Annotated in this window: 15 protein-coding genes; 8 read left to right on the top strand and 7 right to left on the bottom strand. The window is 46.8% G+C overall.

Annotation, left to right across the window (positions count from 1 at the left end):
- Positions 1 to 41: 41 nt before the first annotated feature.
- Genes DN730_RS06145 through DN730_RS06130 form a run of 4 tightly spaced genes read right to left on the bottom strand, consistent with a single transcriptional unit; the run spans position 42 to position 2,871 of the window.
- The gene (locus DN730_RS06145; RefSeq protein WP_115467222.1) at positions 42 to 770 is read right to left on the bottom strand and encodes an amino acid ABC transporter ATP-binding protein; all 729 of its coding nucleotides are present in this window, start codon (positions 768 to 770) and stop codon (positions 42 to 44) included.
- On the bottom strand, positions 757 to 1,407 hold the full coding sequence (locus tag DN730_RS06140; RefSeq protein ID WP_115467221.1) for an amino acid ABC transporter permease: 651 nt from the start codon (positions 1,405 to 1,407) through the stop codon (positions 757 to 759). The genes DN730_RS06145 and DN730_RS06140 overlap by 14 nt, the downstream gene beginning before the upstream one ends.
- Positions 1,404 to 2,066 (bottom strand): amino acid ABC transporter permease, encoded by a 663-nt coding sequence (locus DN730_RS06135; RefSeq protein ID WP_115467220.1) that lies wholly within the window; start codon positions 2,064 to 2,066, stop codon positions 1,404 to 1,406. The genes DN730_RS06140 and DN730_RS06135 overlap by 4 nt, the downstream gene beginning before the upstream one ends.
- Before the next feature lie 10 nt (positions 2,067 to 2,076).
- Positions 2,077 to 2,871, bottom strand: a complete 795-nt coding sequence (locus tag DN730_RS06130; protein WP_115467498.1) for a transporter substrate-binding domain-containing protein — start codon at positions 2,869 to 2,871, stop codon at positions 2,077 to 2,079.
- A gap of 318 nt (positions 2,872 to 3,189) precedes the next feature.
- Here DN730_RS06130 and DN730_RS06125 point away from each other — a divergent pair, with 318 nt between their 5' ends.
- The 5 genes from DN730_RS06125 to DN730_RS06105 all read left to right on the top strand — a co-directional run bounded on the left by DN730_RS06125 (position 3,190) and on the right by DN730_RS06105 (position 8,339).
- The gene (locus DN730_RS06125; RefSeq protein ID WP_115467219.1) at positions 3,190 to 4,086 is read left to right on the top strand and encodes a pirin family protein; all 897 of its coding nucleotides are present in this window, start codon (positions 3,190 to 3,192) and stop codon (positions 4,084 to 4,086) included.
- A 36-nt stretch (positions 4,087 to 4,122) separates the two neighbouring features.
- Positions 4,123 to 4,965, top strand: coding sequence for a TauD/TfdA dioxygenase family protein (locus tag DN730_RS06120; RefSeq protein WP_115467218.1), 843 nt, complete (start codon positions 4,123 to 4,125; stop codon positions 4,963 to 4,965).
- 144 nt (positions 4,966 to 5,109) lie between these two features.
- Positions 5,110 to 6,057 (top strand): SPFH domain-containing protein, encoded by a 948-nt coding sequence (locus DN730_RS06115; RefSeq protein WP_115467217.1) that lies wholly within the window; start codon positions 5,110 to 5,112, stop codon positions 6,055 to 6,057.
- A complete protein-coding gene (locus DN730_RS06110; RefSeq protein WP_115467216.1) occupies positions 6,057 to 6,518 on the top strand; it encodes an NfeD family protein in 462 nt (153 codons plus the stop codon). The genes DN730_RS06115 and DN730_RS06110 overlap by 1 nt, the downstream gene beginning before the upstream one ends.
- A gap of 150 nt (positions 6,519 to 6,668) precedes the next feature.
- Positions 6,669 to 8,339, top strand: a complete 1,671-nt coding sequence (locus DN730_RS06105; RefSeq protein WP_115467215.1) for a formate--tetrahydrofolate ligase — start codon at positions 6,669 to 6,671, stop codon at positions 8,337 to 8,339.
- Positions 8,340 to 8,393: 54 nt separating this feature from the next.
- Here DN730_RS06105 and DN730_RS06100 read toward each other — a convergent pair whose 3' ends face one another.
- A complete protein-coding gene (locus DN730_RS06100) occupies positions 8,394 to 9,518 on the bottom strand; it encodes a substrate-binding domain-containing protein (RefSeq protein WP_115467214.1) in 1,125 nt (374 codons plus the stop codon).
- Between the two features lie 99 nt (positions 9,519 to 9,617).
- On the opposite strand from DN730_RS06100, the gene DN730_RS06095 reads away from it, so the two are divergent.
- Together DN730_RS06095 and DN730_RS06090 are read left to right on the top strand one after the other, a co-directional pair.
- Positions 9,618 to 10,745 carry a substrate-binding domain-containing protein gene (locus DN730_RS06095; RefSeq protein ID WP_211313834.1) on the top strand — a complete coding sequence of 376 codons (1,128 nt, stop codon included), beginning with the start codon at positions 9,618 to 9,620 and terminating at the stop codon, positions 10,743 to 10,745.
- A complete protein-coding gene (locus DN730_RS06090) occupies positions 10,742 to 13,210 on the top strand; it encodes an EAL domain-containing protein (RefSeq protein WP_158541180.1) in 2,469 nt (822 codons plus the stop codon). Before DN730_RS06095 ends, DN730_RS06090 begins: the two co-directional genes overlap by 4 nt.
- 75 nt (positions 13,211 to 13,285) lie before the next feature.
- Here DN730_RS06090 and DN730_RS06085 read toward each other — a convergent pair whose 3' ends face one another.
- On the bottom strand, positions 13,286 to 13,657 hold the full coding sequence (locus tag DN730_RS06085) for a VOC family protein (RefSeq protein ID WP_115467212.1): 372 nt from the start codon (positions 13,655 to 13,657) through the stop codon (positions 13,286 to 13,288).
- Positions 13,658 to 13,725: 68 nt separating this feature from the next.
- On the bottom strand, positions 13,726 to 14,130 hold the full coding sequence (locus tag DN730_RS06080) for a DUF1801 domain-containing protein (RefSeq protein ID WP_115467211.1): 405 nt from the start codon (positions 14,128 to 14,130) through the stop codon (positions 13,726 to 13,728).
- A gap of 219 nt (positions 14,131 to 14,349) precedes the next feature.
- On the opposite strand from DN730_RS06080, the gene DN730_RS06075 reads away from it, so the two are divergent.
- Positions 14,350 to 14,739 carry a tautomerase family protein gene (locus tag DN730_RS06075; protein ID WP_115467210.1) on the top strand — a complete coding sequence of 130 codons (390 nt, stop codon included), beginning with the start codon at positions 14,350 to 14,352 and terminating at the stop codon, positions 14,737 to 14,739.
- The last annotated feature ends 11 nt before the right edge of the window (positions 14,740 to 14,750 follow it).

The raw sequence follows: 14,750 nt of genomic DNA, 5'->3' as shown, positions 1-14,750 counted from the left end.
AAGAAGCCGCTTTTTATAAAACTCAAACAAAGTACGTTTATCTACAGTACCGCACCGATAAATTGTTTCAGTTCTTCAGTTTCCGGATCAGACAATAGTTTTTTCGAGTTCCCCTCTTCCCAAACCTTGCCTTGATGCATGAAAACCACACGGTCACCGACATCACGTGCGAAATTCATTTCATGGGTCACAAGCACCAGTGTCATCCCTTCTTTCGCAAGTTGCTCAAGTACTTTTAGTACATCACCAACCAATTCTGGGTCCAACGCTGAAGTAATCTCATCACACAACAACACCTTAGGATTCATGGCCAGCGCACGCGCAATCGCAACACGTTGCTGTTGACCACCGGACAGTTTCTCTGGATAACTGCCGAACTTATCCCCAAGCCCAACCTTTTCCAACATGGCCTTGGCAATGGTTTGCGCCTCAGCCTTGGACTTTTTCAACACTATGGTAGGTGCCAACATGATGTTTTCTCCCACTGTTAAATGCGGGAAAAGGTTAAAATTTTGAAAGATCATCCCGACACTTAATGCCAATCGACGCACTTGAATGTCTTCGGATGTCACTTCCTTATCGTCCACACTAATGCCGCCTTGCTGGTATTCCTCAAGGCCGTTAATGCAGCGTAATAACGTACTTTTACCTGAGCCACTTTTACCAATAATTGATACCACTTCCCCCGCTTTAATATCCAGATCGATACCTTTAAGCACATGAAAGTCGCCATAATATTTGTGGACTTGATCAAGTTTAACGAGCGACATGGTATTTCTTCTCCAAATACTTGCTGCATAGGGACAGCGGGTAACACAAGGCGAAATAGAGTAATGCAACAAAAGCAAATACTTTAAACGGTTCAAACGTAGCGTTGTTTAGCATAGTGCCGGCTTTGGTCAACTCGACAAAACCAATGACTGAAGCCAAGGCCGTACCTTTTACTACTTGCACGGAAAAGCCCACCGTTGGCGCAAACGCCACCCGTGTGGCTTGAGGCAAGATCACATGACGCAGAGTCTGTAAAAAACTCAACCCCAATACGCGACTCGCCTCCCATTGACCTTTTGGTAGCGTATCGATACAACCACGCCAGATCTCTACCAAAAATGCACTGGTAAACAGAGTCAGCGACAAGATTGCCGCTCCCCAAGCAGAGATTTCATAACCAATCATGGATAAGCCGAAGAAGCACAAAAACATCTGCATTAACAGCGGCGTACCTTGAAACAACTCCACGTAGACTTTAACAAAGCGCGTCATCACAGGGTTGCGTGTCAAGCGCACGGCCGTCAATCCGAGCGCGACACTCGTGCCACTGATAAACGCGATCAATGACAATAAAATGGTCCACTGCATCGCAAACAACAGGTTACGCAGAATGTCCCAGTTCGAAAACTCAATCATGAAGCCTCCCGAAAGGCGAAGACGCGCTTACCAATTAGGCCAAAGATATAGCGCATTAACATCGCCAGCCCTAAATACATCAGAGCTGTGACGACATAGCTCTCAAAGGCACGGAAATTACGCGATTGCACTAGGTTGGCAGCGTAGGTGAGGTCTTGCACTGAGATCTGAGACAGCACCGCAGACCCCAACATCACAATGATGCATTGACTGGTCAAAGCGGGATAAATCTTCTCAAACGCTGGTGTAAATACAACTCGCACTAACGTCTGGCGAAAGTTCATACCGAGTACTTTAGCTGCTTCCCATTGACCCTTAGGAATATTGCTCAATCCCGCACGAATGATTTCTGTGCTGTACGCCCCTAAGTTAATGGTCAATGCAATCACACTGGCTTGCCACGGTGTTAACAACAAACCAATGGATGGTAAGCCAAAGAAAATAAAGAACAACTGTACGATAAACGGTGTGTTGCGAATTAACTCGACATACGCTGCCACAGCGCGTTGACTGGGTTTATTACCGTACTGTCGTATCGACGCGCATAGCGTACCTACGATTACGCCTAATACCGTCGTCAACAACGTGAGTTGCAGGGTGGTCGCAAGACCACCCAGAAACACATCGGTATAAGGTAGAAGGTCTGAAAAATTCAGCATATGCTACGCCTTAGGCACCGAAACCTTGTGGTAAAGGAGCTTTTAACCATTTCATCGAAATATCGTTCAACTTACCTTCTGCCAAGGCTTTAGCAATGATCGCATTCACTTCAGCTTGTAGCGCAGCTTCACCTTTCGCCATGCCGATGTAACAAGGAGAGTCTTTCAGCATGAATTTCGCTTCTGGTGCACGAGCAGGTTTACGCTTCGCAATCTCAGTCGCCACTAAGTTACCGGTCGCAATCAAATTAACTTGGCCAGTTAAGTACGCGGTTAGCGTTGTATTGTTGTCTTCAAATCGTTGAATATTGATATCGCTAGGAGCATTTCGCTCAAGCTCTAAGTCTTCCACCGAACCACGCGTAACGCCTACGGTTTTACCTGATAAAGCAGCCAAGTTAGGTGCTTGGACACTCTTCTCCCCGAAGACACCTAAAAAGAAAGGTGCGTAAGGCGTTGAAAAGTCGATTGCCTTTTGACGCTCTGGATTTTTACCCAAGCTGGAAATCACCAAGTCTACTTTTTTGGTCTGAAGGTAAGGAATACGGTTTGCACTGGTGACAGGGACAATCGTTAAATCCACTCCCATTTGGTCGGCAATGTAGTTCGCCATATCCACATCGATACCTTGAGGTTTCAAATCGGCACCCACAGAGCCGAACGGAGGAAAGTCTTGTGGCACCGCAATACGTATTTCATCGCGTGATTTAATATCACTCAATACATCCGCTGTAGCAGTCATGGCAGCCGTCACACATGCGGTCGCTAGCAAAGTTTTCGTTAGCAGTTTTTTAATCGCTTTCATTATTGGGTTCCTCGTTTCATTTTTGGTCAACTGTGAAACGATATTTGCAACACCCATGCCAAAATGAAACGTTAGTTTCTAATATCTCTTAGACTGAGACGTAAGTACCAATCCTCTATAGCTTTTTCCCTAAACTACGCTGATAAAGACGCTAAGTATTTGACCAATAAGTCAATTTTCTATGCGCCTACTCGTAAAGCATGAGCACTTAATGATGCACCAAAACTGCACATTCCAAACGCTACTGGACAGGCAATACCCGTTTTAGCAGTATCACATTCAGAGCCACTGCAGTTTCACTCTAAAAGGAGCCTTTAGATGAATCACGAAATGACACCAATCTCTTCCCCCTATGCCGCCATCAAAATTGTGTTAACGCCAAAAGAAAAAGATCTGGGTGGATTTACCGTCAAACGCTCGCTACCCACTCGTAAGTGTCGTAGCGTTGGACCTTGGGTCTTTTTTGATCATATCGGCCCTGCCTCGTTTTCTCCCGGCGACGGCGTAGACGTACCCCCCCACCCCCATATTGGCTTAGCTACCGTGACCTATCTATTCGAAGGAGAAATGCTCCATCGTGATTCGCTCGGCAACACGGCGCGTATCGTACCGGGTGATATTAATCTGATGGTCTCCGGTAAAGGCATCACGCATTCCGAGCGCCAACGCCCTGAAACAAAAGCAGCCAACAATCATGTTCATGGTTTACAGCTATGGCTCGCTTTGCCTCAAGCTCAAGAACAAATCGACCCAGAGTTTTATTCATATGAACAACGCCAACTACCACGCACCGAAGTGCAGGGTGTCCCTGTTCGCGTGATGATGGGCGAAGCGTATGATGTGGTCTCACCCGTTAAAACCTACTCACCGACACTCTATTGTGAAGCGAAGCTCAAAGCAGGCCAAACATTGACCCTGCCTCATGCTGCAGAGCGTGGTCTGTATCTCGTCAATGGACAGCTTGAATTAATGGGAGATCCTATTGACGCCCAGACCATGGTCATTCTGACTGATCAACCTGACATTGAAGTAACGGCACGGGAAGACAGCGTTATTGTCTTAGTCGGCGGAGAAACGCTTGGTACCCGCTATATGGACTGGAACTTTGTCGCCAGCAACAAGTCCTTAATAGAGCAAGCAAAACAAAATTGGCAACAAGGCAATTTCCCCATCGTACCAGGCGATGAGCATGACTACATTCCACTGCCTAACTAACACTGCAAATTCAATGGATACTTAGAAGGGATCGTTATGACTCTCACTCCGTTAAGCCCTCATATCGGTGCGCGCCTAGATGGCCTTTCGTTAAATGCCCTCACAGATGATGAATTTACGCAACTGTATCAGGCGTTTTTGGAATACAAAGTCTTGGTCGTGCCAAAGCAACAACTCACGCCCGCAGAACACTTGAAATTTGGAAAACGGTTTGGCGAGTTAGAGCCCCCACATCCCTTCTTCCCTCACGTCGTGGGTTACCCTCAAATTGTGGTGATTGAGACAGCACCAGGCAATCCCCCGGGAGAAAGCTTCTGGCATACGGATATGACCTTTCAGTCGGCTCCGCCAAAATGCTCGATTCTGCACGCCCAGCATTTACCCGATCAAGGTGGAGATACCTTATGGTGCAATATGGGCGCGGTATTAGAAAGCTTGCCCAGCTCACTACGCGAGCAATTAACTGGGCAGCAGGCGTGCCACCAGCTACATGCTTTTGCGGGCAGTCGCTACGATCATACGACTCCTGAAGGCGAGAGTGTGGTCACGCAAAAAAGCCGAGACTTCCCTCCTGTACATCACCCTTTAATTGCACAACACCCTGAAACGGGAGAACACTCACTCTTCATCAATGAGCAATTCACTCGGCATATTGACGGTCTCAGTGACACCGATAGCCAAGCGTTACTTGATGAGTTATTTCAGCTGGCAAGACAACCCGAGTTTCAAATGCGCCACACTTGGCAAGTGGGTGACATCGTCATATGGGACAATCGCATCACTCAGCACTACGCGGTCACCGATTACGGAGATGCGCCTAGAAAGCTGCATCGTGTCACCGTGCAAGGACAACGCACATTAGCGGTTACAGCGAGTTAAAACGCCCTTTTCCACCACTCCAATAAAGACCTTTGAAAGGGTAATGTGGAAGATGCACCATCAGACAAGGGAGCGCTATCATTGCAACAACAAGCGCAGTACACTTCGATTGGTCAAACATCAAACTAGGATAGAATAAACGCTATGGATATCGTCTCACTAATACTTAATAACGTTCTTACCGTGCCTGTCGCACTGTTAATTTTCGCCATCATTTTACTTAAATCATCGATCATTTTTGTGCCGCAAAACCGCGCCTATTTGATCGAGCGCTTTGGCAAATACCGTTCAACAAAAGAAGCGGGCTTAAACTTTCTAATTCCGTTTATTGATCGCGTCGGAGCAGACCGATCTCTCAAAGAACAAGCCGTTGACGTGCCCAAGCAAGGAGCAATCACCAAAGACAATATTTCCCTACACGTAGATGGCGTGTTGTATTTCCGCGTACTAGACCCTTACAAAGCGACATACGGCGTGGACGATTATGTCTTTGCCGTGACGCAATTATCACAAACAACAATGCGCTCTGAATTAGGTAAGATGGAATTAGATAAAACCTTCGAAGAACGTGATGCTCTGAACACAAACATTGTGTCTGCCATTAACGAAGCGGCTGGACCTTGGGGTATTCAAGTACTGCGCTACGAAATCAAAGACATCATCCCGCCGCAATCGGTCATGGAAGCCATGGAAGCGCAGATGAAAGCCGAGCGAGTCAAACGTGCGCAAATATTAGAATCCGAAGGTGATCGTCAAGCAGCCATCAACCGCGCCGAAGGCCAAAAACAATCGGTTGTCCTATCGGCGGAAGCGGATAAAGCAGAACAAGTGCTGCGAGCGGAAGGTGAGGCCAAAGCCATCATCGCCGTTGCAGACGCCCAAGCAGAAGCGCTCCGTACCGTAGGTGAATCCGCAAATACCGAAAACGGTCAAAAAGCGATTCAATTAGATCTGGCCACTAAAGCGATTGAAGCCAAACACGCCATTGCTAAAGAGTCGTCATTGGTCATTTTGCCGGATAATGCTACGGATGCCAGCTCACTCGTCGCTCAAGCCACATCCATCATCAATCAACTGAATAAGCGCGCGTAATGAACTTTATAGCCACTTACCTCGTTGAAGCACTCGCCATACTCGGGCTGGTGCTGCTCGCCATCGAAGTCTTAGTATTGGGCATCAGCACCTTTGTGCTGCTGTTTGCAGGGCTCGGATTGCTGCTCACATCTTTGTCCATGTACATGGAATGGATTCCCACGACGTGGCAATGGGCGTTAATCGCCACCACCATTTTCACGCTGCTGACAAGCATCGTTCTGTGGCCGATCATGAAACGTGCACAGCAAACATCCGAGCATAAAACCGTTAATAGCGACCTTATCGGCCACACTTTTGTCCTACCTGAAGACGTCGCTCCTGACAAACAAGTGACCTATCGCTTCTCGGGCATTGAATGGCGTTTAATAAGCAGCGAGCCCATCGCCAAAAGTACTCAGGTCGAAGTCGTTAACTTGCAGGTCGGCGAGCTTTTTATACAAGCAAAAGAGACACCGTAGAGCCTAGATACAAAGGAGCGACATGCTCCTTTTATTGAGTCCACTGCCCGCAATACACTCTCCTTGGTCAACGGATTAGGCAAGCTTCATTTCAGTGCACTACACTAAAACTTTTATTGTCCAGCTGACGTAGTAGTAGAGGTGTGCACCATGAAAGACATCGACATCGCCCAACAGGCGACCTTAAAGCCGATCCAGCACATTGCAGACAAGCTGGGCTTACCCGACGATGCACTCCACCCCTTTGGTTGTCATAAAGCAAAAGTCGATCTCACCTATCTCAAAACACTTGAGCACAAATCAGACGGCAAACTTGTCTTAGTAACCGGAATAACCCCCACGCCCGCAGGGGAAGGCAAAACAACGACGACGGTCGGACTAACCGACGCCCTCAATCGACTCGGCCATGCAACGTCCGCATGCTTGCGCGAACCCAGCCTTGGCCCCTGTTTTGGCATGAAAGGCGGTGCCGCTGGGGGAGGCTACGCGCAAGTGGTTCCAATGGAAGACATCAATCTTCATTTTACCGGTGACTTCCATGCGATCAGCACCGCACACAACTTACTGTCAGCTCTAATAGACAATCATATTCACTGGGGAAACGAGCTAGAATTCGATCAGCGGCGAATCGTATGGCGACGCGTGATGGACATGAATGATCGCGCATTACGACAAATTACGTGCGCTCTAGGAGGCCCTAACAACGGTTTCCCGCGCCAAGATGGTTTCGACATCACCGTCGCCTCAGAAGTGATGGCGATTTTCTGCCTCGCTCGAGACATCAAAGACTTAGAGCATCGGCTTGGCAACATCGTGGTCGGCTACCGTCGCGACAACACACCGATCACAGCCAAGCAACTTAACGCTCCGGGCCCAATGTCTGTTTTGCTTAAAGAAGCACTGGCCCCCAACTTAGTGCAAACGCTCGAACACAACCCTGCTTTTGTACATGGTGGACCGTTCGCCAACATTGCCCACGGATGCAACTCTGTCATTGCCACACGAACCGCACTGAAACTGTCCGACTATGTTGTAACGGAAGCAGGTTTCGGTGCCGACCTCGGTGCCGAAAAATTCATCGACATCAAATGTCGCAGCGCTGGATTAAGCCCGGATGTAGCCGTCATTGTGGCCACGGTTAGAGCACTAAAAATGCATGGTGGTGTGGCGAAGGAGGCGCTTGATACAGAAAACATCGAAGCGGTACGTGCGGGTTGCGATAATTTAGTTCGACACATTGATAACATGAAGCAATTTGGCGTCCCTGTACTGGTCGCCATCAACCAGTTTGTGACCGATTCAGAAGCTGAGCTCGCGGTCATTCGTGAGATCAGTGAATCCTCTGGCGTGCGCGCCGAACTCTGTTCCCATTGGTCGGATGGCGGGGCAGGGACCGAAGCGCTTGCCCTGCAAGTGTTGGAACTTACCCAATCCGAGACGTCGACATCATGCCACGCACTGTACGACAACAGTGAAAGCTTGTGGGATAAAGTTCGCACTCTCGCTACGCGATTGTATGGCGCGGCAGACATCACTGCCGATCAAAAGATTCGCAACCACCTCACTATGTTAGAAGAAACAGGTTATGGAAATTTGCCAGTCTGCATCGCCAAAACACAGTACAGTTTCTCGACCGATCCAACTCTAAAAGGCGCTCCTAGCGGCCATACCATTCCGATTCGGGAGGTTCACTTATCTGCGGGCGCTGGCTTTGTCGTTGTGGTTTGCGGCGACATCATGACCATGCCCGGTCTACCCCGAGATCCTGCTGCCAACCGTATTCGTCTGAATGACCAAGGTAACGTCGAAGGTCTATTTTGACCTTCGTACAGGCCAAACAAATTTGGGCTCAAATGCCATCGTCATTTTAGTCGTTCAATCACTGTCTACGCCAGAATAGCGGAAAGCTTCTCTGGTGCGCTCGTCAATCTCTTCGATAGACATCTGATCATCCACGACTTCAATGCGCCCAAGGTAGATTTTAGGAATCTCAGAGCGGCGCCCTTCTAATGAGAATTTAATGGCTTCTGCCGTCGCAACCCCTACATCGTCGCCCATACGCATGAGTGTCGCATTAAGGTTGCCTTGCTTGATTTGCTCTATTTCTGCTGCGGTTCCGCCCCAGCCCGTCACATACAGCTGATCGGTTAGGGATGCCTCTTCTAGATATTCTAATGCCCCAAGCGTCATCGCGGTATTGGCATTATGCAGCATCGATACCTCAGGAAAACTCTGTGTAATCAAGATCGCGCCATCGCGTCCACCACCGGCTTGGTATTGGCCAAAATGTTCATAGAGATTTTCCCAATCGCCCTTTTCTTTTACACACGATTTAAAATCCCCTGATCGTTGCTCATCGGTAATCCCTGGGATGCCTCGGTTCATAGCAAAAAAAACTTCATTGCCGAGTCGTTGAACGATAAATTTACACAAAGCTTTAGCGCCAACCGAGCTTGAGAAATCAAACCAAGCATCGGGCTGATATTGCCAGCGTTTCATTGGGGTATGAAACGCCCAAATATAGGACTTAAATTGATCAGATTGCGCCAGACGCTGGATATTGTCTGCTTGAACATATAATTCAGAAGGGCCGTAAATAACGTAGTCGTACTGTTCGGGATTCGCTAACACCTGATCGATATAGCGAGTCTGTAAAGCGTGCTCAATTTGTCGCGAGCTAAATTCATCGATGGTATAGTCAACACCAATAGCATCTAGACGCTTCGTAAGTGCTTTGTAATTACGTACCCAAAAGTCTGACAGATCCGCACTTGGGTAAATTAAAGCAATCCGAGTAACAGTTACTCCCGTATTAGATATCTTAACCGGACTAGAGCTGACAACGTCCTGAAAGCGCGCAGCGATGTCCGCATCATTGACTTCATTTGCCAACCAGTACTCTAACTTCGAAGACTCTTGATTAGAGCTGGAGCTATCAACTGCAAACGCTACTGTGGGCAGCAATAGAGCCGTTAATAAGCCTTTTACAAATAAAGACATTTATCAATCCTTTAAAAACATAATAAGTGGAGGGGTTAGCATACAATTCTTACTTATCCTAGACGGATTCCCCACTAAACGTGACCAGAATAAAGGTAAATGTTTGTAACCGTGAACAGCTCAACGCGCCGCCAATATACCGTCATTAAGACACTGATATCCATTTTTCTAATGACATTATCAGGGTATCAGTATGCCATTGAAGATCGTTTAAGTATTGAGCAACGAGTACAAAATGCGATTGAGGTCGATAGCCTTTGGCAAGGCCCTGTGCTTGGCCCGACCATCGCTCCGAAAAAACACCTTGTATTTGTCGCGTCAGATTTACGCAATGACGGCGTCAACAGTGTTGTGAAAGGTATGACCGAATCGATGGAAGGTCTCGATTGGAACCTTTACTTACTTGATGGCAAGGGGTCTAAACTACGTCAGTCCGCCGCATTGAATCGGGCCATTATGCTCAAACCCGATGGTATCGTTTTGGGCGGAATTGACGCAAAATTTCACGAAGACACCATAAAAACCGCCCAACACTTTGGTATAAAAGTAATTGGTTGGCATGCGGCTAACGAAGCTGGTCCGAATCCCGAGTTAGGCTTATATACAAATATCACGACTGATGCAGAAGAAGTGGGTGACATTGCTGCCTTATTCGCCATCGTCAACTCAGGCTATAAGGCGCAGGTCGTCATTTTTACCGATTCGAATTACAGCATTGCAATGCAGAAAGCCAATCGCATGGCCTCCCGTATTCAAGCATGCTCGGATTGTCGTTTACTTGCCATTGAGGATATTCCGCTTGATAACATAGCTGCAGAAATGCCTACCGCGATTGCTAAACTGCTTAACCAGTTCCCTAATCAAATTACACACTTTCTCGTTATCAATGACCTCTACATCGACTTTGCCGTCCCATCTTTGACAGCGTCAGGTATCGCTGCTGAAGATCTTCCTAAAAGTATTTCGGCGGGCGACGGTAGCCATGAAGCGTATCGCCGTATTCGTTCAGGTAAACATCAGCTTGCAACCGTTCCAGAACCCCTATTCATGCAAGGCTGGCAAATTATCGATGAGTTCAATCGTGCTTTTCAGGGGGAGTCTCATAGTGGGTTTCTTGCACCTGTTCATTTAATCACTAGAAATAACTTAGAGAATATCGTCCTAAACGTCGGCGTCTACGATCCCGATAACGACTACCGCATGGCTTATAGGAAGATATGGCAATGAACTTATTCAAAAAAATGAACTTAAGCGTTCGATTTGCCATATCCATTACCGTTCTGCTAGGCGCTTTCGGCTTGGGTATTGCGCTACTCATTCGCTCTCTCACCAATGTTGAGTTGCTGCTGGAGCAGGAATCAGCGCGTCACATCCAAGAACTGAGTAGTAGCTCAGCGATTAGCCGAGAAATTTTTCTGTTGTCATCTCGGGTACAACTGCTTGAGCAAAAGTTTTTATACGATGAGGAAATTCTGTCAGAAGAAAGCTTTAACATCGACGAACAATTACAACGCATTCGCTCTCTTTCCGATGACGATAGCTTCCTACTCAAAATGAACAACTTCATCGTCGACTTCCATCGTTTTTTAGGTAACTCCGTTACGCTGAATCGAATCCTAAAGGAGTTGTCTCAGATCGATAAACGGCTTGGCAATGAAATTGATCAGCTAGATTTTGCCTTAGCCTCAACCTCGGTGACACAACTGGTTGCCAATCCTGACTCAGATTTCAGAAATGACTTAGAAATCATGCACCAAATTCGCGAGTCGTATTTAAGCGTAGGCAAAATGGCGGCATCGGTTCGCAGTAGTATTACCCCAGATACGGAACAAGTGGTCATTATCAAAGTATTGAAAGAGCTTAATATCCTTGAAATGCACTTGAACAATATGCCGAAGCTCTCAGCGGCAGTCGAACAATCCAGCAACGCCATACTAAATACTATTAAGCGCTATCGAATTAGCCTGCGTAAGATGACCGCGAATCTCAATCAACGCTGGCTAGTTATGTCGGCACTGGTGAGTACACAAAGTTCGCTGATCGGTTATGTAGAGAGCACTGAGGCAAACGTTCAAAGTAGCGCCATGCGCCTATCAACAGATCTTCGAGAAGATCTAAACGATATGCGTATATGGATGCTTGCAACGGGCGTGATCTCGTTGATCGTCGGCATTTTACTGATCTTATTCATGGTACGACAAAACATCACTAAGCCTCTGGCTAGGCTACAGCGAAGCTTTAAAGAAATTGAGGGTTATAACTTTGACCATCCTGTAGAGTTGAATAGATCAGACGAATGGAACGTGATTGAAAATGCCTTCAATCGGATGGCCAGTCGCCTCAAGAAAACCTATCACGACCTGGATAATGAACGCTCCAAGCTCCACAAACTGGCTCATCACGATCCACTCACTGGCTTAGCTAACCGCTTACTGATCCATAAAAACATCGATACCGCCATTGCCACCGCAGAGCAATTCAATCACCGTTTTGCCCTGCTCTATTTGGACATCGATCACTTTAAAACCATTAACGACTCAATGGGGCACAGTGCCGGAGACAAATTGCTGCAGGAAGTGTCGCAGAAATTATGCAATCTTGTCGGTAAAACGGACACCGTCTCTCGACTGGGTGGCGACGAGTTCATGGTCTTGGCGCGTTCAATTAAGACGACGGAACAGGCCAACATGCTTGCGAAACAAATTAATGAGGAGCTTGGACAGCCGTTCACAATCGACAACCAAACCGTCTTTGTTGGCGGCAGTGTCGGCGTATGTTTGTACCCTGAACATGGCGAGGACTCCGAGACCTTGATCCGAAATGCAGATACGGCGATGTATCATGCCAAACGCTTTGGTCGGGACCATCATCGACTTTACCATGACTCCATGACATTCGAAGCCCACAATTTGATGTCGAAAAGCTCAGGATTAAAAAAGGCGCTCCGCAACCAAGAACTGTTTGTACAATATCAACCACAGTACGACAGCTTCACTGGTGAAATCTACGGCGCAGAAGCTCTGGTGCGCTGGAACCATCCCGAGAAAGGGGTCTTGTTACCGGGAGAGTTTTTGGATGTCGCCGAGCAGACCGGTGCAATCGTCGACATAGATAATTATGTTTTTGATATTGTATTCAATGACTTAATATCATTGCACTCACAAAACTTGGTTCCCAGTAACTTCTCTTTGTCAGTTAATTTTTCTGGGCGCAAGCTCCTCTCAGAGAACCTATTGGATCACCTAAAGAAATGTCACGATCAAGCCCCTGAGGTTGCTTCGAGCATTATATTGGAGCTCACAGAGCGCGATATGCTCACTAAACTCGATCAATGTGAAGGCTTCATTAATCAAATCAAACAATTTGGGTTTAAGGTAGCCGTTGACGACTTTGGCACAGGGTATTCTTCATTGGCTATTTTGAAGCACCTCCCCGTCGATATCCTAAAGCTAGATCGAAGCTTTATTAGCGGTTTAGGCTTTAATACGGCGGACTACGTCATCGTTGACTCAATTTTAACGATTGCACGAGGTTTGCAGTTAAGCGCTATTGCAGAGGGCGTGGAGACGTCGCAACAACTCGAAGTGTTGAAAACCCTTGGGTGCGAAATTGCACAGGGCTATTATTTGTCTTATCCAATCTCCCTCAATGAACTCAAAACAATCATTGCCGAGAAATCGCCTTCAGACTAGGTCGAAGTGCGAGGTTAGGTCTTGTACGAATGACACTAGACTAGAACGTCCTCTAACCAACACCTGATCGTATTTTTAAACGTGTTGGTCAATGAGTATCGGGTTGCCATCCGGATCAATAACAGAAAAGCTCGATGGCCCTTCGTCCCCAGCAATGGAATTGACAACGATGTCTATACCCTGGGATTCAAAGTGCTTTTGCAACTGGCGCACATCATCGAACGGCTCCACATCTTCCGCGTTTTGATTCCACCCCGGATTGAAAGTGAGTATGTTTTTATCAAACATCCCTTGGAATAAACCAATATTGGTCTCCCCATTTTTCATGATAAGAAAACCATGGGACTCATCTCCAGCAAACACCTCAAAACCAATCTTTTCATAAAAAGCTTTTGATATGGCCAGATCTTTAACGGCTAAACTTATTGAGAAACAACCTAAATTCATACACGGCTCCTGAGATCTCGCTAAAAAAGTTATCCAGTCCTATTACTTAGACAAAATCTAATCCCTATTTACGCGCCCAAAAGAGGCAAATGCTTGCGCTGATGGTACGTTAACGCCAACTCTAGGCAGTGCTTGATGGCGAATTCAGGCATAGGCTGACTGAGATCTAGCACGAGGGCACGATTTCCTTCAAACACTAATTCTTGGCCGTACAACGCACGAAAGGTATCCACTAGTTTAGATTGGCAATGAAAAAACACATAACAGTGATTTGGCGTTTTTGCCTTCCAATCCATTCGAATCGGACTCCCCGTCTTCACACGATAGCTTGGTTCGCACCATTTCAAAGATTCGTCCACCTCACCTAACGCCAATCCTTCTGCTAACTGAAAGACCATATTGCGTAATGCTTCCAATCGACTCCGAGCGTCCTCTGGATACTCCGCAAACCGCTCTTTAACTGATTGTTTCACTGCAATCTCCATGGCTAATAAATACATCAAACGTAAGAAATAATATTCACAACGATAATCTTGATCCGATCACTCTGGCGTTAAACAACACACATTAGTCGCCGACGCTCGGGGCATTTGTGTCACAACAAAGACAAAACAGGTCACATTTTGACAATCAATTGATCCCACATTCGCACATTGTTATACCTAAAGCTCGTTATAAATCAGGAGACAAACATGCCATTAGTACGTATAGATGTCACGGAAGGTCGTAGCGATGAAGACCTCAAAATCTTAATGGACACGATACATGAATGTGTATTGAGCGCTTTTAAAGTCCCTAAACGAGATCGCTATCAGATTGTCACCGAACATAAGCCTGGTCGTATGATACTTCAAGACACAGGACTCGGTTTCGAGCGCACGGACAAGGCCATTGCCGTACAAGTCTTTACCAGTGCACGCGCGACCGTTATGAAACAAGACTTTTACGAGTTAATGGCAAGTAAGCTAACCGCTCAATGCGACCTAGATCCAAAGGACCTGATGATCTCCATTATGACTAATACGGATGTTGATTGGAGTTTTGGGTTCGGAGAGATCCAGTACTTGAATGGTAAGTTATAAACTCTGATGCT

It is taken from the genome of Marinomonas piezotolerans (assembly GCF_003362755.1).
GTDB classification, from domain to species: domain Bacteria; phylum Pseudomonadota; class Gammaproteobacteria; order Pseudomonadales; family Marinomonadaceae; genus Marinomonas; species Marinomonas piezotolerans.
The sequence above is the reverse complement of the archived record's forward strand: the minus strand, read 5'-3'. Positions and strand labels throughout refer to the sequence as shown.

Bases quoted from the DNA above. Each gene is read 5' to 3' on its own strand.
- DN730_RS06125 (WP_115467219.1), top strand. From the start codon at position 3,190: ATGAATCACGAAATGACACCAATCTCTTCCCCCTATGCCGCCATCAAA.
- DN730_RS06090 (WP_158541180.1), top strand. From the start codon at position 10,742: ATGAACTTATTCAAAAAAATGAACTTAAGCGTTCGATTTGCCATATCC.
- DN730_RS06140 (WP_115467221.1), bottom strand. From the start codon at position 1,407: ATGATTGAGTTTTCGAACTGGGACATTCTGCGTAACCTGTTGTTTGCG.
- DN730_RS06135 (WP_115467220.1), bottom strand. From the start codon at position 2,066: ATGCTGAATTTTTCAGACCTTCTACCTTATACCGATGTGTTTCTGGGT.
- DN730_RS06120 (WP_115467218.1), top strand. From the start codon at position 4,123: ATGACTCTCACTCCGTTAAGCCCTCATATCGGTGCGCGCCTAGATGGC.
- DN730_RS06100 (WP_115467214.1), bottom strand. From the start codon at position 9,518: ATGTCTTTATTTGTAAAAGGCTTATTAACGGCTCTATTGCTGCCCACA.
- DN730_RS06110 (WP_115467216.1), top strand. From the start codon at position 6,057: ATGAACTTTATAGCCACTTACCTCGTTGAAGCACTCGCCATACTCGGG.
- DN730_RS06130 (WP_115467498.1), bottom strand. From the start codon at position 2,871: ATGAAAGCGATTAAAAAACTGCTAACGAAAACTTTGCTAGCGACCGCA.
- DN730_RS06115 (WP_115467217.1), top strand. From the start codon at position 5,110: ATGGATATCGTCTCACTAATACTTAATAACGTTCTTACCGTGCCTGTC.
- DN730_RS06085 (WP_115467212.1), bottom strand. From the start codon at position 13,657: ATGAATTTAGGTTGTTTCTCAATAAGTTTAGCCGTTAAAGATCTGGCC.
- DN730_RS06145 (WP_115467222.1), bottom strand. From the start codon at position 770: ATGTCGCTCGTTAAACTTGATCAAGTCCACAAATATTATGGCGACTTT.
- DN730_RS06075 (WP_115467210.1), top strand. From the start codon at position 14,350: ATGCCATTAGTACGTATAGATGTCACGGAAGGTCGTAGCGATGAAGAC.
- DN730_RS06095 (WP_211313834.1), top strand. From the start codon at position 9,618: ATGTTTGTAACCGTGAACAGCTCAACGCGCCGCCAATATACCGTCATT.
- DN730_RS06105 (WP_115467215.1), top strand. From the start codon at position 6,669: ATGAAAGACATCGACATCGCCCAACAGGCGACCTTAAAGCCGATCCAG.